This is a genomic window from Streptomyces sp. UF-297, from assembly GCF_058245575.1.
This window is the reverse complement of sequence record NZ_JBSIBZ010000050.1, coordinates 29,184-51,101: the sequence shown is the minus strand read 5'-3', so window position 1 is coordinate 51,101 and position 21,918 is coordinate 29,184. Positions and strand designations below refer to the sequence as shown.

Sequence of the window (21,918 nt, the reverse complement as noted above, 5' to 3'; positions counted from 1 at the left end):
ACGCGCCGCGGAGCCCAGGCGGCCGGGGCGCCGGACGGGCCGGTGGTTCCTGCCCGTCCGGCGCCCGTGGACCGGTGGCGGTGCGGCACCCCGGCGGGCGCCGCACGGCGTCGGCTACTTGGCGGTGCCGGCCGCGTTCGCCGCGTTGATCAGCGACTGCTTGTCGACGGCGCCGACGTAGACCGTGCCGTCGTCCGTGAGCAGGGCGTTGACCAGGCGGGTGCTGAAGACACGGCCGGAGCCGAAGCGGCCTTCGACCGCGTCGCCGAAGCTGTCCAGGAGCTTCTCCGCCTCGGGGGGCAGGCTCTCCTGGCCGCCCTTGCCCTTGGCCGGGGAGCCGCCGGTCAGGCCGGCCGCGCCGGTGCCCTTGACCGTGGCGATGGAGGTCCAGCCCTCGCCGATGACCTTCATGCCGGAGCCCGCAAGGCCCGCGCCGCCGAGGAAGTCCCGGCCCTTGGAGCCGTCGTGCCCCTTGCCGGAGCCTTGCGTGCGCAGCTCGTCGCCCTCGACGACCTTGGCGCCCTTGGGCGGGGTGAAGGCGAAGGTGCCCGCGTCGGGCTTGGCGAAGTCCACGGAGGTGAAGCCCACGTCGATCGCGGCCGCGCCACCGCTCTTGGGGGTGAGGGTGAACTTCAGCGGGACGCCGTTCTGGGCGTCCACGGCGATACGGATCGCACCGACGGTCGAGCCGGACTGCTTGGGCTTGACGGTGAGCTGGTAGGCGTCGCGGCCGGCGACCTTGGCCGTGCCGTCGACGGCGACCGAGGTGGTGTCGCCCGCGGCGTCCAGGGCCTTCTTGGCGAGCTCCTGCGGGGTGGCGTTCTTCAGGTCCTGGGGCAGCTGCTTCTTGGAGTCCTTGGCGCCCTTGCCCGCGTCGGCCGGGGCCTTGGCGTGGAAGACGGTGTTGCTGCCGCTGTCGTAGCCCCACACCTCGCCGCCGTTGTGGATGAGGCTGTACTCGGCGGACTTCTCGACCAGGGAGATCCGCTGCTTGTCCGGGCCGTCGGCGGCCACCCGCAGGGTGTGCGTACCGGAGGCCAGCTCCATCAGCTTGTCCTGGGGCGCGGTGGCGCCCGAGCCCTTGCCGCCGCCGTGGCCCTTGCCGTCCCCGCCGCCGAACATGCCCGCTCCGGCGCCGCCGGGCAGGGAGGGCAGGCCCAGGTCGGTGCTGACCTTGACCGTGCCGGACAGCTGCTCGACCTTGGAATCAGCGATCTTGGCTATGAGGTCCTGTGCAGAGATCTTCGGCAGATCGGGGTCCGAGGAGCCGGCGAACGCCGGGACGAGCCCGATCGTCGCCGCCGCCACCCCCGCCACCGCGACCGGGACCGCATACCGCGCCACCTTGCGGTGCTTGGCGGGGCGCCCTCCGTCCCATTCGTCGGTGACCTGTGTCGGTTGGTTCCGTGGCATGTGCCCTACCTCCGTCGTAGGCGGCGGTCTCAACGCATCGCACTCGTCCACCCCTCGGGCTCATTGTGACCCGATCCGCCGTGGCGTGGTGCTAGTAATCCCACCAAATCGGCCGGGAAAGCGCGTCAGCCCGCGGGAGCAACCTTCTCTCCTGCTACGGGATGATCCCCGCGCGCCGCATGGGGGAGCGCATACAGCCAGAGGCTGAGGCTCCCCTAGGGAATACCTGCCGAAGGTCATAGGCGGGCCACAGGGGCCCGCGGAAGGGCCCGCTCAGGGGCGGTGCGGGGCACCGGCCGGGCCGGTGGGCGGCGTACGCCCGGCCGGGGCGTGGGCCGGGGCCTCCCAGGCATGGACCGAGCCTTCTCGGCCCGGCCGGGGGCGTGGAGCGAGCCTTCTCAGCCCGCCCGGTGCACCACCGCGTCGCACAGCCCCTCCAGGGCCGACTTGGCCATGCAGGAGGGCAGCGGCGCCAGGGTGGCCCTGGCCTCCTCCGCGTAGCGCACGGTGTCCCTGCGGGCCTGCTCCAGCGCCGGGTGGGCGCGCAGGCGGGCCAGCGCCTGGGCGTGCCGGTCGTCGTCGGTCAGGTCGGAGGCGAGCAGCTCGCACAGCGCCCGGTCCTCGGCGGTGGCCGAACCGGCCTCCGCCAGCGCTCTCAGGTGCAGGACCGGCAGGGTGGGGATGCCCTCGCGCAGGTCCGTGCCCGGCGTCTTGCCGGACTCGTGGGAGTCGCTGGCGATGTCCAGGACGTCGTCGGCGAGCTGGAAGGCGGTGCCCAGGCGCTCGCCGTACTGCGTGAGGATGTTGACGATGGACTCGTCGGCGCCGGACATCATCGCGCCGAAGCGGCCCGCCACGGCGATCAGCGAGCCGGTCTTGCCCGCGATGACGTCGAGGTAGTGCTCGATGGGGTCGCGGCCGTCGCGCGGTCCTGCGGTCTCCAGGATCTGGCCGGTGACCAGGCGCTCGAAGGCCTCGGCCTGGATACGGACCGCCTCGGGCCCCAGGTCGGCGAGGATGTGCGAGGCGCGGGCGAAGAGGAAGTCGCCGGTCAGGACGGCGACGGAGTTGCCCCAGCGGGCGTTGGCGCTCTCCACGCCGCGGCGCACATCGGCCTCGTCCATGACGTCGTCGTGGTAGAGCGTGGCCAGGTGCGTCAGCTCGACGACGACGGCCGAGGGCACGACGCCCGGCGCGTGCGGATCGCCGAACTGCGCGGCCAGCATCACCAGAAGCGGCCGGAACCGCTTGCCGCCCGCGCGTACGAGATGCTGCGCGGCCTCGGTAATGAACGGCACGTCGCTTTTGGTGGCCTCCAGCAGGCCCTCCTCGACAGCCGCCAACCCGGCCTGGACATCGGCCTCAAGAGCCTGGTCCCGCACGCTCAGCCCGAAGGGCCCGACGACGGTCACGAGGGGTACTCCTGTCTGCTGACGATCAAACGGATTGTCGATCTGTCGCTGTCTCCACCATTGGCCAGCGTATCCGGTCGGACTTCGATCACTGTGAGCGCCCGCCCTCTCACGGCTCGGCAAGCGGCCCCGAAGGCCGTCCCATACGTTCCGGATCTCCTATTGATCATGATTTGCGGGGGCGAACCGGAGCGGCCGGGACCGGGATCGGATCAGCCGACGCCAGGCAGGGCGTACCGGATATCAATGACATAACGGCGATAAATCGCAGCAGGAACCGGCGAATCGGCGCAGCGCGCGGACCCGACGCGCCATCGGGTCCGCGCGCGGTGCGCGCAGTGTGCAGAGAGCCGTCCGCCGCGTCCGGGGCCCGTACCGATTCCGCTTACGGATCCGGCCACCTCGTCCGGAAGTCGCATCCAGGCGCCGACGACGGCCCCCGCCGCTCAGCCGTGCGCCCTGGCGAGAGCCCGGGCCAGCCGCGGAGAGGCGAACTCCGTGCCGCACACGAAGCGCATGACCGGGCCGAAACTCGCCGCGGCCGGCAGGCCCGTGAAATACAGGCCCGGCACCGAGGAGCCGAAGCCGGCGTCCAGGCGGGGCCCGCCGCCGCTCACCGCGACCTCCGTGCGCAGCCCCTGGCCCAGGAAGTCCATCGCCGCGAGGTCGACGCGGTAGCCGGTGGCGGCCAGCACATGGTCGGCGGCCAGCTCGCCGCCCTTGCCGTCCGGGCCGCGCAGCGACAGCACCGGACGCCCGTCCGCCAGCCGCGCCCCGGCGATCCGCTGCCCCTGGCTGACGCGGACCCGGTCCGTGAAGCGCTCGCGCAGCCACCACGCGCCGAGCGGCCCCAGCACCCGCTTGACGAAGTACCGGCGGGCCGGCGCGGGCAGGGAGCGGAAGGCCTGGGCGTAGTGGGTGAAGGCGTACAGGGACCAGGCGTTGCCGAAGGGCGTGGCCGGGCGCAGGCGCGGCTGGCGGTCGGGGGGAGCGCCGAAGCGCACCGCCGTGCGCCCGCGCGCCACGATCCGTACGGAAGCCGCTCCCGCCTCCGCGAGCAGCACCGCGCTCTCCAGCGCCGACTGCCCGGCGCCGACGACGAGCACCTCACGGCCCGCGAAGCCGGACAGGTCGCGGTGCTGGGAGCTGTGCGAGACGGGCCCGGTGGGGGACGGCCCGTCCGGCACGGCAGCGGCCAGCTCACCCGGAAGGTGGGCGAAACCGCTCAGCCCCGTGGCGACGACGACCGCTCGCGCCCGGAACTGTTCGCCGCTGTCCAGCTTCAGCTCGAAGCCGCCCTCGCGCCGGTCCACGGACACCACCCGCACCTGCTCCAGGTCGGGCACCAGCTTGTCCTGGAACCACTGTCCGTAGCGCACGAAGGTCTCCACCGGGACGATGTCCCAGTCGGTCTCGTAGCGCCGCTCCCCCACCGCGTCGCAGAAATCCACGAGCCGGCTGCCCGGGTGCGGGGCATCCAGATTCGACGCCACGGGCGTCGATTTGAGCAGCATGCCCGCGGGCATGTGCTCGCGCCAGCTGACCATCGGCCTGCCGAAGACCCGTACGGGCAGCCCGCGCGCCCGTAGATGGGCTGCCGTCGACAGGCCGTACGGACCGGCCCCGATGACTGCTACTGGAGTGTTCACTGGCCCCTCCCCAGAGTGGTGCGATCACATGCACACGGCCGCGGAGCCTCACCCGCGGCCGCGGGTGCGCCGTCCGGCGCGCCACAGTTGCAGCAGATGCCTGGCACCCGGCCGCACGAACCGGACGAGCATGGTGAAGAACGGTTTGAGGTCATCGCCCGCCAGCCAGGCGAGTTCGGTGTCCGTGGCGCGGCGCGGCGCGTGCGGAGTGGTGTAGCCGCTGCGGCGGTAGGCGAGCAGGGCGGGCAGGTCGATGTTCTCCACGACGAAGCGGTGCCCGGGGCGCTGTTCGGCCTCGGGCACCTTGCGCCCGGTCAGATGCAGATGCTGGGCGCGTACGACGTCCACGCCCGCCTCGTTCTCGAAGAGCCGGAACTGGGCGCCCATCCGCGGGTTGAAGTCCAGGAGTTTGTAGCGCCCGTCGCGGCGGTCGAAGCGCCAGTCCAGATCGACGGTGCCGCTGAAACCGATGCGCTTGATGAACTGGGCGGTCATATCGGCCAGTTCGGGGTTGTCGACGACGTACGCGCAGGCCGTCATGCCCGCGTGCGGGGGCCAGGAGCGCACCTTGACGCCGGTGAACATCGCCAGCGCCGCGCCGTCCGCGTCGAAGTAGGCGTGCACGATCCAGTCCTCGGCCTCCTCCCGGGGCAGATACTCCTGAAGGATCACCCCGGGCCGCGGGCCCCAGTCCCTTGCCAGGTCCAGGAGTTGGTCCGGACCCGCTATACGCGTCGTACCGCCGACCGCGGGGCGGTGGCGGCGCTGGAAGGCCTCGCGGTTCTTGGCGACCACCGGGAAGGAGGCCCGCGCGGCGAAGTGCTCGATGTCCTCGTAGGACCGCGGGAACGCGGCGGCGGGGGACGGCACGCCGTGCTCCACGCACAGCTCGTGCAGCCCCTGCTTACTTGCCAGCCGGCGGGGCAACTGCGGTGCGGTGCGCGGGAAGAGAAAGAACTCCTGCAGCACATCGGCCTGCTCGGCGATCAGTACGGCGGCCTCTTCGTCGGTGGGTATCAGCACCGTCGGACGCCCTATGCGCCGGCCGATGCGCAGCAGGCCCTCCAGCAGCTGCCCGGGATCCTCCCGGCCCGTGGTCGGCCACACGAAGCGGCCGTGCAGATAGCGCGAGGCGGCGGCGGGGGTGAATCTGTCCTCGGTGATGGCGTACACGGGCACGCCCAGGCGGCCCAGGCTGCGGATCGCGCCGACGCCGCCGTGATGCAGCGGGTAATTCCCGATCTTCACGATCAGCGCCGGAACGGACCGGTCGACCGTGAGCAGAGCGCTACTGCGAGCCACCTGTCCCCCCAACGGCAACGGCCCCACCCCGGCCGTGCCCCGCAAGGACGCTAGGCCCGAATTACGGGGCGCGGCAAGGCTTTTCCGGACATTACGAACTCTTTAGGCACCTGCCGCTGCTCTTTGCCGCGGCCCGCCCCTGCGGTGCGTTGCCCACATGAGGGGAGGTTGCGACAACGGGGGGGCCGTTGAAACCCTTTGGGGGCACTGCGGGCGGGTAACGCGCGCTTGGGGGGCCTCCCCTCCCCCACCCCCTCCCCACCCCCTGGACGTAATCTGATCGGTGAGCCCACCGGCTCGCAGGACTGCCGTGTTTTCCCGTGTCACCTGCGACGACGAATGCGAGGAGCTGTCCATGCCCGAGCAGAGCCCGGAGCTGAGCCCGCTCGACCTGCCCGAAGGCGACCCCTTCGGTCCGTACAACCTCCCTTACGGTGTCTTCAGCACGGCCGACGCGCCGGAGCGGCGCCGTATCGCCGTGCGCTACGGCGGATACGCACTGGACCTGAGCGCGCTGGCCACCACCTCCGGCTCCCCGCACGCCGAACTGCTCGCCGCGCCCACCCTCAACCCCCTTATGGCAGCGGGCCGCGAGACCTGGCAGGCCGTACGCGAGGCCGTACGCGGCGCGGTGGACACCGCGCTGGCCGACCCCGTGCACCGCACCACCCTCGAGGCGCTGATGCACCCGCTGGACGCGGTGCGCCTGCATCTGCCCTTCGAGGTGGCGGACTACGTCGACTTCTACGCCAGTGAGCACCACGCCACCAACGTCGGCCGGATCTTCCGCCCGGACAGCGCCGCGCTGCCCGCCAACTGGAAGCATCTGCCGATCGGTTACCACGGCCGCTCCGGCACCGTGGTCGTCTCCGGAACGCCGGTGGTACGGCCCAACGGCCAGCGCAAGTCTCCATCGGATTCCGCTCCTTGCTTCGGCCCCTCGCTCCGTCTGGACATCGAGGCGGAGGTCGGGTTCGTGGTGGGGGTGCCTTCATCTGTTCCTACACCGGTCGGGCTGGAGGGGTTCCGCTCGCACGTCTTCGGTGTGTGCCTGCTCAACGACTGGTCCGCGCGCGACGTCCAGGCCTGGGAGTACGTGCCGCTGGGCCCGTTCCTCGGCAAGTCCTTCGCCACCTCCGTCTCCGCGTGGATCACCCCGCTCGACGCGCTGGAGCAGGCCCGCACCGCCCCGCCCGCCCGTGACGTCCCGCTGCTGCCCTACCTCGACGACGCCGCCTGCGAGCCCGGCGGCTACGACCTGCGCATCCAGGTCGACATCAACGGCGAGACCGTCTCCAACCCGCCCTTCTCCGCGATGTACTGGACCGCCGCCCAGCAGCTGGCCCACATGACGGTCAACGGCGCCACGCTGCGCACCGGCGACCTCTACGGCTCCGGGACGGTCTCGGGCCCTGAGCCCGACCAGCTCGGCTGCCTGCTGGAACTCACCGGCGGCAAGGGCCCGTACCTGGAGGACGGCGACGAGGTGACCCTCACCGCCTGGGCGCCGGGCCCGCAGGGCTCCCGTATCGGCCTGGGCGAGGTCACCGGCCGCATCCTGCCCGCCGTCCCGCCCGCCTCCTGAGGCGGTGGCCGCGTGAAGAGCGGGCCCGGGCGGCCCTGGGCGGCAAACGGGCCGGGCTCCGAGGCCCTGACGCTCCCCGAGGAACTGCTCGCGCTCGCCCTGGACCGCGAGCGCGGCCGGCAGCTGGGCAGCGGCAGCTACCTCCGGTACGGGGTGGCCGGCGCGGCGCTGGCGGAGCTGGAGCTGGCCGGGCGGATCGCCGGGGAGCGCGGCGGGCGGATCGTGGTACTCAGCCCGCTGCCGGTGGGCGATGCGGTGCTGGACGCCGCCCTGGCCGCCCTCCCGGGCCCCGGCAAGGGCCGCGGCCCCAAGGCCCAGCGCTGGGTGCGCGGCCCGGGCCGGGTCGTACTGGAGCGCTGCTGGGAGCGGCTGGAGGAGCGCGGCGCGGTGCGCCGGGAGGTCCGCCGCGCGCTGGGAATCTTCCGCTACGTACGCCACCCTGCCGGGCCGGTGGACCTCACCGGCCCGGCCCGGGCCCGCTTCAAGGCCGCGCTGGAGGCCGGGCTGCCGGACCGGCGCTCGCGCGCGCTGGCGGCGCTGGTCTCGGCGGCCGACCTCGCGCCCCGGCTGCTGCCCGGCCGCCCCCAGTGGCCCGCACGCCGCGGTCTGCGGCGCCTGGTGGGCCAGGAGTGGACCGCGCTGGCCGTACGGCGGGCCGTCCAGCAGGACAAGAGCGCGGGGTCCGGGGGCGACGGTGGCGGCGGGGACTGACCCCGGCGTCGCACAGACACCCCACCGCACCCCCTCAACCATCCCATAACGCCCATAAGTTCATCACTTTCGCGCCATGGCCTGCTGCTAGCCTCACCTCTCCCTGTCCCACTACGGAGGAGACGTACGTGCGCAAGGCAGCGCAGATCGCCGGGGCGGCCGCCATGGCCGCGTTGTTGCTCAGTGCCTGTGGAAGCGGCGGCGGCAGCGGCGAGGGCAACGCCAAGGACGGGGGCAGCACCGCGCCGAGCGCACCGCAGTCGGCCCCCGCGGGCGACGGCAAGCCCGCGAGCGCAGTGGAAGGCGCCTGGGAGACCAAGGCGGACGGGGAGCGGCTGATCCTCGTCGTCATGAAGGGCACCGCGAGCCTGAGCGAGGGCCACAAGACGGCCTGTATCGGCAAGGTGCAGGAGCTGGGCGGGGTGACGGCCGCCGCCTTCAAGTGCACCAAGGGCGGCACCACCCGCACCATGGGCACCCTCAAGCCCGCGGCCGACGGCTCGTCGCTGACGGTGAAGTGGAAGGACGGCCCGACCGACACCTTCACCAAGTCCACCGACGGCAAGGTGAAGCTGCCCGATCTGCCCCAGCTGCCCTCCGGCATACCGTCGGATCTGCCGACCGTCCCCGGCACCAACTGAGCCGCGCGGTAGGCCTTTTCGCGGCACACGACGCACCGATGCCCGGCGCCTGAGAAGGCACCGGGCATCGTCGTACGCAGGCATCGCTGCCCGTACGGGCTACCGCACGAAGACCCCCGCCTGGCCCGCCAGGTCCAGGAAGTACTGCGGCGCCAGACCCAGGACGAGCGTGACCGCGACACCGACCGCGATGGCGGTCATCGTCAGCGGGCTGGGCACGGCGACGGAGGGGCCGTCCGCCTTGGGCTCGCTGAAGAACATCAGCACGATCACCCGGATGTAGAAGAACGCGGCGATCGCCGAGGAGATCACACCGATCACGACCAGCCAGCCCGCGCCGCTCTCCGCCGCCGCCTTGAACACCGCGAACTTCCCCGCGAACCCGGAGGTCAGCGGAATGCCCGCGAAGGCCAGCAGGAAGATCGCGAAGACCGCGGCCACCAGCGGCGAACGGCGGCCCAGACCCGCCCACTTGGACAGATGGGTGGCCTCGCCACCCGCGTCGCGCACCAGGGTGACCACCGCGAAGGCGCCGAGCGTCACGAAGGAGTACGCGCCCAGGTAGAACAGCACCGAGGAGACGCCGTCCTCACTGGTGGCGATGACACCGGCGAGGATGAACCCGGCGTGCGCGATGGAGGAGTAGGCCAGCAGGCGCTTGATGTCGGTCTGGGTGATGGCCACGATCGCGCCGCCCAGCATCGTGACGATCGCCACGCCCCACATCACCGGGCGCCAGTCCCAGCGCATCCCGGGCAGGACCACATACAGCAGGCGCAGCAGCGCGCCGAAGGCGGCGACCTTGGTGGCGGCGGCCATGAAGCCGGTGACCGGGGTCGGTGCGCCCTGGTAGACGTCGGGCGTCCACATGTGGAAGGGCACCGCGCCGACCTTGAAGAGCAGGCCCATCAGCACGAGCGCGGCGCCGATCAGCAGCAGCGCGTCGTTGCCCATGGTGTTGGCCAGCGCCGGGTCGATCTGCTTGGCGCCGTCGCCGATGACCTGGGCGATGCCGGAGTAGGTGACGGTGCCGGCGTAGCCGTACAGCAGGGCGATGCCGAAGAGCAGGAAGGCCGAGGAGAAGGCGCCGAGCAGGAAGTACTTCACGGCCGCTTCCTGGGACAGCAGCCGCTGGCGGCGGGCCAGGGCGCACAGGATGTACAGCGGGAGGGAGAAGACCTCCAGGGCGATGAAGAGGGTCAGCAGGTCGTTGGCGGCGGGGAAGACGAGCATGCCGCCGACCGCGAAGAGCGCGATCGGGAAGACCTCGGTGGTGGTGAACCCGGCCTTCACGGCGGCCTGTTCGGCGGCTCCGCCCGGTACGGCGGCGGCCTGGGCGGCGAAGGAGTCCACCCTCTTGCCGTGTGCCGCCGGGTCCAGCCTGCGCTCGGCGAAGGTGAAGACGGCGACCAGCGCGACCAGCAGGATCGTGCCCTGCAGGAAGAGCGCGGGGCCGTCGACGGCGATCGCGCCCATCGCGGCGATCTGCGCCTTGGTGGTGCCCGAGCCGCCGGCCGCGAGGCCGATGACGGCGGCGAAGGCGGCGGCCAGGGCCAGGACCGAGAGCAGCACCTGGGCGTAGTAGCGGCTGCGGCGCGGCAGGACGGCTTCGAGGATGATGCCGAGGACGGCGGCGCCCAGCACGATCAGTGTCGGTGACAGCGCGGCGTACTCGATGTGCGGCGCCGGGATCTTGCCGGGCTCCTCGGCCGCCATCGAGGCGCCGGGGAGCGCTGTCAGCAGACTGTGGACATGTGCCACGGAACTCACTTCGCGGCCTCCGCATCTCGCACGGGAACGTCAGGCTTGGGGTCCTGCTGGTCGACCACGGACAGGGTGTGGTCCACCGCCGGGTTCACGAGGTCGGTGAGCGGCTTGGGGGAGACGCCCAGGAAGATCAGCAGGGCGATCAGCGGGGCGACGACGGCCAGTTCGCGGGCCTTGAGGTCGGGCATGGTGCGCACCTCGGCCTTGACCGGTCCGGTCATGGTGCGCTGGTAGAGCACCAGGACGTACAGCGCGGCCAGCACGATGCCGACGGTGGCGATGATGCCGATGACCGGGTAGCGGCTGAACGTGCCGACCAGGACCAGGAATTCACTGACGAAGGGCGCGAGTCCCGGCAGGGAGAGGGTGGCCAGCGAGCCGACCAGGAACGTCCCGGCCAGGACGGGGGCGACCTTCTGCACGCCGCCGTAGTCGGCGATCAGGCGCGAGCCGCGCCGCGAGATGAGGAATCCGGCCACCAGCATCAGCGCGGCCGTCGAGATGCCGTGGTTGACCATGTAGAGCGTCGCGCCGCCCTGGCCCTGGCTGGTCATCGCGAAGATGCCCATGATGATGAAGCCGAAGTGGGAGATGGAGGCGTAGGCGATCAGGCGCTTGATGTCCCGCTGGCCGACCGCGAGCAGCGCGCCGTAGATGATGGAGATCAGGGCCAGTACGAGGATGACGGGCGTGGCCCACTTGGACGCCTCCGGGAACAGCTGGAGGCAGAAGCGCAGCATGGCGAAGGTGCCGACCTTGTCCACCACTGCCGTGATCAGTACGGCGACCGGTGCGGTGGCCTCGCCCATGGCGTTGGGCAGCCAGGTGTGCAGCGGCCACAGCGGCGCCTTGACCGCGAAGGCGAAGAAGAAGCCGAGGAAGAGCAGGCGCTCGGTGGTGGTGGCCATGGTCAGCTCGCCGCTGGCGCGGGCCTGGGCGATCTCCTGGAGGGAGAAGTTGCCGGCGACGACGTACAGACCGATGACGGCGGCCAGCATGATCAGGCCGCCGACGAGGTTGTAGAGCAGGAACTTCACGGCCGCGTACGAGCGCTGGGCCGCGGCGGCCTGTTCGCCCTGGGCGTGCGCCCGGTCCCCGAAGCCGCCGATGAGGAAGTACATCGGGATGAGCATGGCTTCGAAGAGGATGTAGAAGAGGAAGACGTCGGTGGCCTCGAAGGAGAGCACCACCATCGCCTCGACCATCAGGATCAGCGCGAAGAAGCCCTGGGTGGGGCGCCAACTGTAGTGGCGGTTGGGCTTCCCCGCGGCGGAGCCGCTATCAGACGCGGCTTCCAGGGGGTCGGCGTCGTGCCAGCCCGCGAGGATCACGAACGGGATCAGCAGCGCGGTCAGCGCGATCAGCGCGACCCCGATGCCGTCCACGCCGAGTTCGTAGCGGACCCCGAAGTCCTTGATCCAGGCGTGGGATTCGGTGAGTTGGTAGGGGTCCTTGGCGCCGGGGTCGAAGCGGACGGCGACCAGGACGGCCAGGACGAGGGTGGCCAGGGAGAAGAGCAGCGCCAGCCATTTGGCCGCGGTGCGCCGGGCCGCGGGCACGGCCGCGGTGACGATCGCGCCGAGCGCCGGGACCGCGGCGGTGACCGTCAGCAGGGGAAAGGACATATCCGCCATGGGTCAGACACCCCTCATCAGCAGGGTCGCGGCGATCAGTACGGCCGCACCGCCCACCATCTGGACCGCGTACGAGCGGGCGAAGCCGTTCTGGAAGCGGCGCAGCCGGCCGGAGAGGCCGCCGACGGAGGCCGCGGTGCCGTTGACCGCGCCGTCCACCAGGGAGTGGTCGAGGTAGACCAGGGTGCGGGTCAGGTGCTCGCCGCCGCGTACCAGGACGACGTGGTTGAAGTCGTCCTGGAGCAGGTCGCGGCGGGCGGCCCGGGTGAGCAGGGAGCCGCGCGGGGCGGTGACGGGCACCGGCTTGCGGCCGTATTGGAGCCAGGCCAGCGCGACGCCGATGACCAGCACCACGATGGTGGACGCGGTGACGGTGGTGGCGCTGAGCGGGGAGTGGCCGTGGTCGAAGGAGGTGACCGGCTCCAGCCACTTCACGAACGCCTCGTTGACGCTGAACAGCCCGCCGGCGAAGACCGATCCGAAGGCCAGCACGACCATGGGGATGGTCATGGACTTGGGCGACTCGTGCGGGTGTGTCGTCTTCTCGTCCCAGCGCTTCTCGCCGAAGAAGGTCATCAGCATCACCCGCGTCATGTAGTACGCGGTGATCGCGGCGCCCAGCAGGGCCGCGCCGCCCAGGATCCAGCCCTCGGTGCCGCCCTTGGCGAAGGCCGCCTCGATGATCTTGTCCTTGGAGAAGAAGCCGGACAGGCCGGGGAAGCCGATGATCGCCAGATAGCCGAGGCCGAAGGTGACGAAGGTGACGGGCATGTACCTGCGCAGCCCGCCGTAACGGCGCATGTCCACCTCGTCGTTCATGCCGTGCATCACGGATCCGGCGCCGAGGAAGAGGCCCGCCTTGAAGAAGCCGTGGGTGACCAGGTGCATGATGGCGAAGGCGTAGCCGATCGGGCCCAGGCCCGCGGCCAGGATCATGTAGCCGATCTGCGACATCGTCGATCCGGCCAGGGCCTTTTTGATGTCGTCCTTGGCGCAACCGACGATCGCACCGAACAGGAGGGTGACGGCACCGACCACGACCACCGCGGTCTGGGCGTCCGGGGCGCCGTTGAAGATCGCTCCGGAGCGGGTGATCAGGTAGACGCCCGCGGTGACCATCGTGGCCGCGTGGATCAGGGCCGAGACGGGGGTCGGGCCCTCCATCGCGTCCCCGAGCCAGGACTGCAGCGGCACCTGGGCGGACTTGCCGCAGGCGGCCAGCAGCAGCATCAGTCCGATCGCGGTGAGCTTGCCCTCGCTGGTCTCACCCGCGGCGCCGAGCACCGGCCCGAAGGCGAAGGTCCCGAACGTCGTGAACATCAGCATGATCGCGATGGACAGGCCGATGTCGCCGACGCGGTTGACCAGGAACGCCTTCTTGGCGGCGGTGGCCGCGCTGGGCTTGTGCTGCCAGAAGCCGATCAGGAGGTAGGAGGCCAGGCCCACGCCCTCCCATCCGACGTACAGCAGAAGGTAGTTGTCGGCGATGACGAGCAGCAGCATCGCCGCGAGGAAGAGGTTGAGGTAGCCGAAGAAGCGGCGGCGCCGCTCGTCGTGCTCCATGTAGCCGATCGAATAGATGTGGATCAGCGATCCGACACCGGTGATCAGCAGGACGAAGGTCATCGACAACTGGTCGAGCTGGAAGGCGACATCGGCTTGGAAGCCGCCGACGGGGATCCAGCTGAACAGGTGCTGGTGCATGGCGCGGTCCTCGGCGCCCCGGCCCGCCATCTCCACCAGGAGCGGTACGGCGATGCCGAAGGAGGCCACCGCCAGCAGGGTGCCGATCCAGTGCCCCGCGCGGTCCAGTCTCTTTCCGCCGCACAGCAGGAGGGCCGCTCCCAGAAGCGGTGCCGCGACGAGCAGCGCGATCAAGTTCTCCACTTTGCTGGCCCCTTACAGCTTCATCAGGCTGGCGTCGTCGACCGAGGCCGTATGGCGGGTGCGGAAGATCGACACGATGATCGCCAGGCCGACCACGACCTCGGCGGCCGCGACGACCATCGTGAAGAACGCGATGATCTGGCCGTCGAGGTTGCCGTGCATCCGCGAGAACGCCACGAAGGCCAGGTTGCAGGCGTTGAGCATCAGCTCGATGCACATGAACACCACGATGGCGTTCCGCCTGATCAGCACCCCTGCCGCGCCGATGGTGAACAACAGGGCGGCCAGGTAGAGGTAGTTGACGGGACTCATCGCTTGGCTTCCTCTCCGCGCTCGCCGCGCTGTGGCGCATCTGCTTGCGGCCCGGCCCCCTCGCCGCGCTCCAGCCACCGCTCGGAGCGCTGCTCCAGCGCCTTGAGCTCGGCCAGTGCCTCACCGGAGACATCCCGGATCTGACCGCGCTCGCGCAGCGTCGGGTTGACGGTCAGCTCGGAGGGCGTGCCGTCCGGCAGCAGGCCGGGGATGTCGACCGCGTTGTGCCGGGCGTAGACGCCCGGGGCGGGGAGCGGGGTGACTTGCCTGCCCTCGCGTACGCGCTGCTCGGCCTGCTCGCGCTGCGTCTTGGCGCGCTCGGTGCGCTCCTTGTGGGTGAGCACCATCGCACCGACGGCCGCGGTGATCAGCAGCGCGCCGGTGATCTCGAAGGCGAAGACGTACTTGGTGAAGATCAGTGCCGCCAGGCCCTGCACGTTGCCGCCGGCATTGGCCTCGCCGAGCCCGTTGAACTGCTTGAGGGAGGCGTTGCCGAGGCCGGCGATCAGCAGGATGCCGAAGCCGAGCCCGCATGTCGCGGCCAGCCAGCGCTGGCCCTTGAGGGTCTCCTTGAGGGAGTCGGCCGCGGTGACGCCGACGAGCATCACGACGAAGAGGAACAGCATCATGATCGCGCCGGTGTAGACGACGACCTGTACGACGCCCAGGAAGTACGCGCCGTTGGCCAGGTAGAACACCGCAAGGATGATCATGGTGCCGGCCAGGGAGAGCGCGCTGTGCACCGCCCGCTTCATCAGGATCGTGCACAGCGCCCCGATGACGGCGACGATGCCCAGGATCCAGAACTGCACGGCCTCGCCGGTGGAGGTCTGGGAGGCAGCGGCGGCAAGGGAGTTGGCGGCCGCGGCGGCCGGGGAGGTCATCACCGGGCCACCTCCTTCGCGGCCGGTTCGTCCTCACCGGAGGCGGCGGCCGTCTGCCGGGGTTCCTCGGGCCGCTCCCCCTTGCTGACGGCGACCTGCCGCTCGGTGCCCGGCGCGGCCTCGGTGACCAGGCCGCTGTAGTAGTCCTTCTCCGTCATGCCCGGATAGATGGCGTGCGGGGAGTCGACCATGCTCTCCTCCAGCCCCGCGAGCAGCTCCTCCTTGGTGTAGATGAGCGATTCGCGGGTGCGGTCGGCGAGTTCGTACTCGTTGGTCATGGTCAGGGCGCGGGTCGGGCAGGCCTCCACGCACAGGCCGCACAGAATGCAGCGCAGGTAGTTGATCTGGTAGACGCGGCCGTAGCGCTCCCCGGGGGAGTAGCGCTCCTCTTCGGTGTTGTCCGCGCCCTCGACGTAGATGGCGTCCGCCGGGCAGGCCCAGGCGCACAGCTCGCAGCCGACGCACTTCTCCAGGCCGTCCGGATGCCGGTTGAGCTGATGGCGCCCGTGGAAGCGGGGCGCGGTCGGCTTCTTCTCCTCCGGATACTGCTCGGTGAGCCGCTTCTTGAACATGGCCTTGAAGGTCACGCCGAAGCCGGCCACCGGGTTTTGGAAGTCAGGCACCGTCGCCCCCCTTTCCACTCATTGCGTCACTCGCAGTATCGACGCCACCACTGACAATCAACTCCCGCTCCCCGCGCGGCCGTCGGCGCGGCACCGGCGGCAGGCTCTGTCCGGGCAGCGGCGGTACGGGGAAGCCGCCGGCCATCGGGTCGAAGCCGGGCTCGGGCGCGGCCTTGTCCTGTGCCTTCTCGCTGCGCCGGAAGAAGTCCGCGACCAGCGAGATCAGCAGCAGCGCGACGGCCGCGCCGCCGACGTAGAGCACGATCTGCTGGAAGTCGTAGCCCTCGTTCTTCAGGGCCCGCACCGTGGCCACCAGCATCAGCCAGGTCAGCGAGACGGGGATGAGGATCTTCCAGCCCAGCCGCATGAACTGGTCGTAGCGCACCCGTGGGAGCGTGCCGCGCAGCCAGATGAAGAAGAACAGCAGCAGCTGCACCTTGATCACGAACCACAGGAGCGGCCACCAGCCGTGGTTGGCGCCCGCCCAGAACTCGCTGATCGGGTACGGGGCGCGCCAGCCGCCCAGGAAGAGGGTGACCGCGACCGCCGAGACGGTGACCATGTTGATGTACTCGGCGAGCATGAACATCGCGAACTTGATCGAGGAGTACTCGGTGTTGAAGCCGCCGACCAGGTCGCCCTCGGACTCCGGCATGTCGAACGGCGCCCGGTTGGTCTCGCCCACCATCGCGACGATGTAGATGATGAAGGACACCGGCAGCAGCAGGACGTACCACTTGTCCGCTTGCGCCTCCACGATGGTGGAGGTGGACATCGACCCGGAGTACAGGAAGACCGCCGCGAAGGACAGGCCCATCGCGATCTCGTAGGAGATCATCTGCGCGCACGAGCGCAGCCCGCCCAGCAGCGGGTAGGTCGAGCCCGAGGACCAGCCGGCCAGCACGATGCCGTAGATGCCGACCGAGGCCGTGGCCAGGATGTAGAGGATGCCGATCGGCAGGTCGGTGAGCTGCATCGGGGTACGGACACCGAAGATCGAGATCTCGTTGCCGGCCGGCCCGAAGGGGATCACCGCGATCGCCATGAACGCCGGGATGGCGGCGACGATCGGCGCGAGGACGTAGACCGCCTTGTCCGCGCGCTTGACGACCAGGTCCTCCTTGAGCATCAGCTTGATGCCGTCGGCCAGGGACTGCAGCATGCCCCAGGGACCGTGCCGGTTGGGGCCGATGCGCAGCTGCATCCAGGCGACGACCTTGCGCTCCCACACGATGGAGAACAGCACGGTCAGCATGAGGAAGGCGAAGCAGAAGATCGCCTTGATGATGATGAGCCACCACGGGTCGCGGCCGAACATCGACAGGTCTTCCTGTGCCAGTACGGCGTTGCCCGCCGCCAGTTGGCGCATCATGCGTCCACCTCCTTGGCGGCGTCCGGCGCGGTGGGGGCGCCGGGGGCGGCCGAGATCTTCACCAGTTCCCCGGGGCGCGCGCCGGTGTCGGCCACGACGCCGCCGCCCACCGAGTTCAGCGGCAGCCACACCACCCGGTCGGGCATCGGCGTGACCTTCAGCGGCAGGTGTACGGACCCGGCGGGGCCGCTCACCGCGAGCAGGTCGCCGTCCTTGACGCCGCTCTCGTCGGCGGTGGCCTGCGAGAGGCGGGCCACGGCCGCGTGCCGGGTGCCGGCCAGGGCCTCGTCGCCGTCCTGGAGGCGCCCCTGGTCCAGCAGCAGCCGGTGTCCGGCGAGCACCGCCTCGCCCGGCTCCGGGCGGGGCAGCGCGCGCCCCCGCTCCACGGGGTCGGTGGCGTGCGGCCCGTCCCAGGCGCCGAGCCGGTCCATCTCGCGGCGTACCGCCCGTACGTCGGGCAGCGCCAGGTGGGCGTCCATGGCGTCGGCGAGCATGTGCAGCACCCGCGCGTCCGGCAGCAGGTGCCGCCGGGTCATCTGGTCGGGCTTGAGCGCGGCCTCGAACAGCCGCGCCCGGCCTTCCCAGTTGAGGAAGGTCCCGGGCTTCTCGGCGACGGCGGCCACCGGCAGCACCACATCGGCGCGCGCGGTGACCGCGGTCGGCCGCATCTCCAGGCTGAGCAGGAAGCCCACCTCGTCCAGGGCGGTCAGGGCCCGCGCCGGGTCCGGCAGGTCGGCCGGGTCGACGCCCGCCACCACCAGCGCCCGCAGCTCTCCGGTGGCCGCGGCCTGGACGATCTGGCCGGTGTCGCGCCCGTAGCGGTGCGGGAGTTCGGCCACCCCCCAGGCGGCGGCGACCTCCTCGCGGGCCCGCGGGTCGGTGGCCGGGCGGCCGCCGGGCAGCAGCGCGGGCAGCGCCCCGGCCTCCACGGCGCCGCGCTCACCGGCCCTGCGCGCGATCCACACCAGGCGGGCGCCGGTGGCCGTGGCGGCGCGCACGGCGGCGGTCAGCGCCCCGGGCACGGCGGCCAGCCGCTCACCGACGACGATCACCGCGCCCTCCTGGCGCAGTGCCTCGGCCGCCTTCTGTCCCTCGCCCTGAAGCCCGGTGCCGCCGCCCAGCGCGTCCAGCCACTCCGTCTCGGTACCCGGCGCGGCCGGCAGCAGCACGCCCCGGGCCTTCTCCAGGCCGCGCGTGGCGTACGGGGCGATGCCGAAGACCTGCTGCCCGTGCTTGCGGTGGGCCTTGCGCAGCCGCAGGAAGACGCCGGGGGCCTCCTCCTCGGCCTCGATGCCGGCCAGGAGGACGGCGGGCGCCTTCTCCAACGAGGAGTACGTCACCCCGCTGCCGTCCAGGTCCCGTCCGCGCCCGGCCACCCGCGCGGCCAGGAAGTCGGCCTCCTCCGCGCTGTGCACCCGCGCCCGGAAGTCGATGTCGTTGGTGTCCAGGGCGATCCGGGCGAACTTGGCGTAGGCGTAGGAGTCCTCGACGGTGAGCCGGCCGCCGGTGAGCACGCCCGCCCGGCCGCGGGCGTCCGCGAGCCCCCGGGCCGCGGCCTCAAGCGCCTCGGGCCAGCTGGCCGGCTCCAGTTCGCCGGTCTCGGCGTTGCGCACCAGAGGGGTCTCCAGGCGGTCGCGCTGCTGGGCGTAGCGGAAGGCGAACCGGCCCTTGTCGCAGATCCACTCCTCGTTGACCTCGGGGTCGTCGGCCGCCAGCCGCCGCATGACCTTGCCGCGCCGGTGGTCCGTACGCGTCGCACAGCCGCCCGCGCAGTGCTCGCACACCGACGGGGAGGAGACCAGGTCGAAGGGGCGGGAGCGGAAGCGGTAGGCGGCGGAGGTCAGCGCGCCCACCGGGCAGATCTGGATGGTGTTGCCGGAGAAGTACGACTCGAAGGGGTCGCCCTCGCCGGTGCCGACCTGCTGGAGGGCGCCCCGCTCGATCAGCTCGATCATCGGGTCGCCGGCGACCTGGTTGGAGAAGCGGGTGCAGCGCGCGCACAGCACGCACCGCTCGCGGTCCAGCAGCACCTGCTTCGAGATCGGCACCGGCTTTTCGTAGGTGCGCTTCTTCCCCTCGAAACGCGAATCGGCCTGCCCGGCGGACATGGCCTGGTTCTGCAGCGGGCACTCGCCGCCCTTGTCGCAGACCGGGCAGTCCAGCGGGTGGTTGATCAGCAGCAGTTCCATCACGCCGCGCTGCGCCTTGTCGGCGACCGGCGAGGTGAGCTGGGACTTGACGACCATGCCGTCGGTGCAGGTGATGGTGCACGAGGCCATGGGCTTGCGCTGGCCCTCGATCTCGACGATGCACTGGCGGCAGGCGCCGGCCGGGTCCAGCAGCGGGTGGTCGCAGAACCGGGGGATCTCGATGCCCAGCAGCTCGGCGGCCCGGATGACCAGCGTGCCTTTGGGGACGCTGATCTCGATGCCGTCGATGGTCAGGGTGACGAGGTCCTCCGGCGGGAGTGCCGCCTCTCCGCCTCCGGAGGGTGCGTTGGTGGTGATCGTCACGCGTTCACCTCCAGGTGAGCGTCGTTGTCGGCCCACAGGGTCGACTTGGCGGGGTCGAAGGGGCAGCGCTTGCCGGTGATGTGCTGCTCGTACTCCTCGCGGAAGTACTTCAGCGAGGAGAAGATGGGGGACGCGGCGCCGTCGCCCAGCGCGCAGAAGGACTTGCCGTTGATGTTGTCGGCGATGTCGCTGAGCTTGTCCAGGTCGTCCATGCGGCCCTTGCCTGCCTCGATGTCGCGCAGCAACTGCACCAGCCAGTAGGTGCCTTCGCGGCACGGGGTGCACTTTCCGCAGGACTCGTGGGCGTAGAACTCCGTCCAGCGCGTGACCGCGCGCACCACACAGGTGGTCTCGTCGAAGCACTGCAGCGCCTTGGTGCCCAGCATCGAGCCGGCCGCGCCCACGGCCTCGTAGTCCAGCGGCACGTCCAGGTGCTCGTCGGTGAACATCGGCGTGGAGGAGCCGCCGGGCGTCCAGAACTTCAGCCGGTGCCCGGCGCGCATGCCGCCGCTCATGTCCAGCAGCTGGCGCAGGGTGATGCCCAACGGGCCTTCGTACTGGCCGGGGTTGGTGACATGGCCGGAGAGGGAGTACAGCGTGAAGCCCGGGGACTTCTCGCTGCCCATCGAACGGAACCAGTCCTTGCCCTTGTTGAGGATCGCGGGAACCGACGCGATGGATTCGACGTTGTTCACCACAGTGGGGCAGGCGTAAAGGCCCGCCACCGCGGGGAAGGGAGGACGCAGCCGGGGCTGTCCGCGACGCCCCTCCAGGGAGTCCAGCAGCGCGGTCTCCTCGCCGCAGATGTACGCGCCCGCGCCCGCGTGCACGGTGACGTCCAGGTCCAGGCCCGAGCCGAGGATGTCGTGGCCGAGGTAGCCCGCCTCGTACGCCTCCCGTACGGCCTCGTGCAACCGCCGCAGTACGGGCACGACTTCACCGCGCAGATAGATGAAGGCGTGGTTCGAGCGGATCGCGTGGCACGCGATCACGATGCCCTCGATGAGCGAGTGCGGATTGGCGAACAGAAGGGGGATGTCCTTGCAGGTGCCCGGCTCCGACTCGTCGGCGTTGACGACGAGATAGTGCGGCTTGCCGTCGCCCTGCGGAATGAACTGCCACTTCATGCCGGTGGGGAAGCCCGCGCCGCCGCGGCCGCGCAGACCGGAGTCCTTGACGTACGCGATGACGTCGTCGGGAGCCATCGCGAGGGCCTTGCGCATGCCCTGGTAGCCGTCGTGGCGCCGGTAGGTCTCCAGCGTCCAGGAGCCCGGCTGGTCCCAGAAGGCGGACAGCACCGGCGCGAGGATCTTCTCCGGGCTGCCCTCGCCCCCGGCTCCGGGCCGGGAGGCGCCCCCCTGTTCGGTCGCCATCGTCATCACTCCCCCTCCTTGGACACGGGACCGGACGGGTGGTCGGGGTCGGAGGCGGCCGTCTTGTGCGGCGCGTCATGGGAGCTGGGGTGCCCCGGCGGCGGCTCGTCCGCCGGATAGCCGGAGGTGCGCGGAGCCACGATCCGGCCCGGCGCCGCCTCCCCCTTGGCCAGCCTCAGCCCGATCAGCGAGGCGGGCCCGGCGCCGCCGGTGGCCTCCACCGCGCCGGGCCGCTCGTCGGGGAAGCCCGCCAGGATGCGGGCGGTCTCCTTGTACGTGCACAGCGGCGCGCCCCGGGTCGGCTCGGCGCCCCGGCCGGAGCGCAGGTCGTCCACCAGGCGCTTGGCGCTGTCGGGCGTCTGGTTGTCGAAGAACTCCCAGTTGACCATCACCACGGGCGCGAAGTCGCAGGCCGCGTTGCACTCGATGTGTTCGAGGGTGACCTTGCCGTCCTCGGTCGTCTCTCCGTTGCCGACGCCCAGGTGCTCCTTGAGCGTCTCGAAGATGGCGTCGCCGCCCATCACCGCGCACAGCGTGTTGGTGCACACCCCGACCTGGTAGTCGCCGCCGGGCCCGCGGCGGTACATGGTGTAGAAGGTCGCCACCGCCGTGACCTCGGCGGTGGTCAGCCCCAGCTGCTCGGCGCAGAAGCGGATGCCGGTGCGGGTGACATGCCCCTCCTCGGCCTGGACGAGGTGCAGCAGCGGCAGCAGCGCGGAGCGCGAGCCGGGGTAGCGGCCGATCACCTCCTTGGCGTCCGCCTCCAGCCGGGCCCGTACATCGGCCGGATAGTCCGGGGCGGGGAGCTGGGGCATGCCCAGGCTCGTCACGGATACGTCT

The 21,918-nt window shown here is 71.1% G+C and carries 17 protein-coding genes; 3 read left to right on the top strand and 14 right to left on the bottom strand.

Annotation, left to right across the window (positions count from 1 at the left end; all coding sequences use genetic code 11):
- Nucleotides 1-114: 114 nt before the first annotated feature.
- The 4 genes from AC4IJH_RS25730 to AC4IJH_RS25715 form a co-directional block, all read right to left on the bottom strand.
- Nucleotides 115-1,413 carry a LolA family protein gene (locus AC4IJH_RS25730; protein WP_490854225.1) on the bottom strand — a complete coding sequence of 433 codons (1,299 nt, stop codon included), beginning with the start codon at nt 1,411-1,413 and terminating at the stop codon, nt 115-117.
- A 398-nt stretch (nt 1,414-1,811) separates the two neighbouring features.
- Complete coding sequence (locus tag AC4IJH_RS25725; RefSeq protein ID WP_490854224.1) at nt 1,812-2,825, bottom strand: polyprenyl synthetase family protein; 1,014 nt, start codon at nt 2,823-2,825, stop codon at nt 1,812-1,814.
- Between the two features lie 446 nt (nt 2,826-3,271).
- Nucleotides 3,272-4,474 carry an FAD-dependent oxidoreductase gene (locus tag AC4IJH_RS25720; RefSeq protein ID WP_490854223.1) on the bottom strand — a complete coding sequence of 401 codons (1,203 nt, stop codon included), beginning with the start codon at nt 4,472-4,474 and terminating at the stop codon, nt 3,272-3,274.
- 48 nt (nt 4,475-4,522) lie between these two features.
- Nucleotides 4,523-5,776, bottom strand: a complete 1,254-nt coding sequence (locus tag AC4IJH_RS25715; RefSeq protein WP_490854222.1) for a carboxylate--amine ligase — start codon at nt 5,774-5,776, stop codon at nt 4,523-4,525.
- Between the two features lie 355 nt (nt 5,777-6,131).
- Between AC4IJH_RS25715 and fahA the strand changes: the two genes are divergently transcribed.
- The 3 genes from fahA (at nt 6,132) to AC4IJH_RS25700 (ending at nt 8,713) form a co-directional block, all read left to right on the top strand.
- Nucleotides 6,132-7,361 carry a fumarylacetoacetase gene (gene fahA / locus AC4IJH_RS25710; protein ID WP_490854221.1) on the top strand — a complete coding sequence of 410 codons (1,230 nt, stop codon included), beginning with the start codon at nt 6,132-6,134 and terminating at the stop codon, nt 7,359-7,361.
- A gap of 12 nt (nt 7,362-7,373) precedes the next feature.
- A complete protein-coding gene (locus AC4IJH_RS25705) occupies nt 7,374-8,072 on the top strand; it encodes a GOLPH3/VPS74 family protein (RefSeq protein WP_490854220.1) in 699 nt (232 codons plus the stop codon).
- Nucleotides 8,073-8,200: 128 nt separating this feature from the next.
- Entirely contained in the window at nt 8,201-8,713 is a 513-nt protein-coding gene (locus tag AC4IJH_RS25700) for a hypothetical protein (RefSeq protein WP_490854219.1), read from the top strand.
- Nucleotides 8,714-8,812: 99 nt separating this feature from the next.
- Here AC4IJH_RS25700 and nuoN read toward each other — a convergent pair whose 3' ends face one another.
- The 10 genes from nuoN to nuoE are packed head-to-tail and all read right to left on the bottom strand — an operon-like array spanning nt 8,813 to nt 21,893.
- Complete coding sequence (nuoN, locus tag AC4IJH_RS25695; protein WP_490854239.1) at nt 8,813-10,429, bottom strand: NADH-quinone oxidoreductase subunit NuoN; 1,617 nt, start codon at nt 10,427-10,429, stop codon at nt 8,813-8,815.
- 50 nt (nt 10,430-10,479) lie between these two features.
- Nucleotides 10,480-12,105, bottom strand: a complete 1,626-nt coding sequence (locus tag AC4IJH_RS25690; protein ID WP_490854238.1) for an NADH-quinone oxidoreductase subunit M — start codon at nt 12,103-12,105, stop codon at nt 10,480-10,482.
- A 12-nt stretch (nt 12,106-12,117) separates the two neighbouring features.
- On the bottom strand, nt 12,118-14,001 hold the full coding sequence (nuoL, locus tag AC4IJH_RS25685; protein WP_490854218.1) for an NADH-quinone oxidoreductase subunit L: 1,884 nt from the start codon (nt 13,999-14,001) through the stop codon (nt 12,118-12,120).
- A gap of 12 nt (nt 14,002-14,013) precedes the next feature.
- Entirely contained in the window at nt 14,014-14,313 is a 300-nt protein-coding gene (gene nuoK, locus AC4IJH_RS25680; protein WP_490854217.1) for an NADH-quinone oxidoreductase subunit NuoK, read from the bottom strand.
- Nucleotides 14,310-15,197 (bottom strand): NADH-quinone oxidoreductase subunit J, encoded by an 888-nt coding sequence (locus AC4IJH_RS25675; protein WP_490854216.1) that lies wholly within the window; start codon nt 15,195-15,197, stop codon nt 14,310-14,312. Before AC4IJH_RS25675 ends, nuoK begins: the two co-directional genes overlap by 4 nt.
- Entirely contained in the window at nt 15,197-15,820 is a 624-nt protein-coding gene (gene nuoI, locus AC4IJH_RS25670) for an NADH-quinone oxidoreductase subunit NuoI (protein ID WP_490854215.1), read from the bottom strand. The genes AC4IJH_RS25675 and nuoI overlap by 1 nt, the downstream gene beginning before the upstream one ends.
- The gene (nuoH, locus tag AC4IJH_RS25665; protein ID WP_490854214.1) at nt 15,813-17,192 is read right to left on the bottom strand and encodes an NADH-quinone oxidoreductase subunit NuoH; all 1,380 of its coding nucleotides are present in this window, start codon (nt 17,190-17,192) and stop codon (nt 15,813-15,815) included. Before nuoH ends, nuoI begins: the two co-directional genes overlap by 8 nt.
- Nucleotides 17,189-19,705 (bottom strand): NADH-quinone oxidoreductase subunit G, encoded by a 2,517-nt coding sequence (locus AC4IJH_RS25660; RefSeq protein WP_490854213.1) that lies wholly within the window; start codon nt 19,703-19,705, stop codon nt 17,189-17,191. Before AC4IJH_RS25660 ends, nuoH begins: the two co-directional genes overlap by 4 nt.
- Nucleotides 19,702-21,084 carry an NADH-quinone oxidoreductase subunit NuoF gene (nuoF, locus tag AC4IJH_RS25655; RefSeq protein WP_490854212.1) on the bottom strand — a complete coding sequence of 461 codons (1,383 nt, stop codon included), beginning with the start codon at nt 21,082-21,084 and terminating at the stop codon, nt 19,702-19,704. Before nuoF ends, AC4IJH_RS25660 begins: the two co-directional genes overlap by 4 nt.
- The gene (gene nuoE / locus AC4IJH_RS25650) at nt 21,084-21,893 is read right to left on the bottom strand and encodes an NADH-quinone oxidoreductase subunit NuoE (protein WP_490854237.1); all 810 of its coding nucleotides are present in this window, start codon (nt 21,891-21,893) and stop codon (nt 21,084-21,086) included. The genes nuoF and nuoE overlap by 1 nt, the downstream gene beginning before the upstream one ends.
- Nucleotides 21,894-21,918 lie beyond the last annotated feature (25 nt).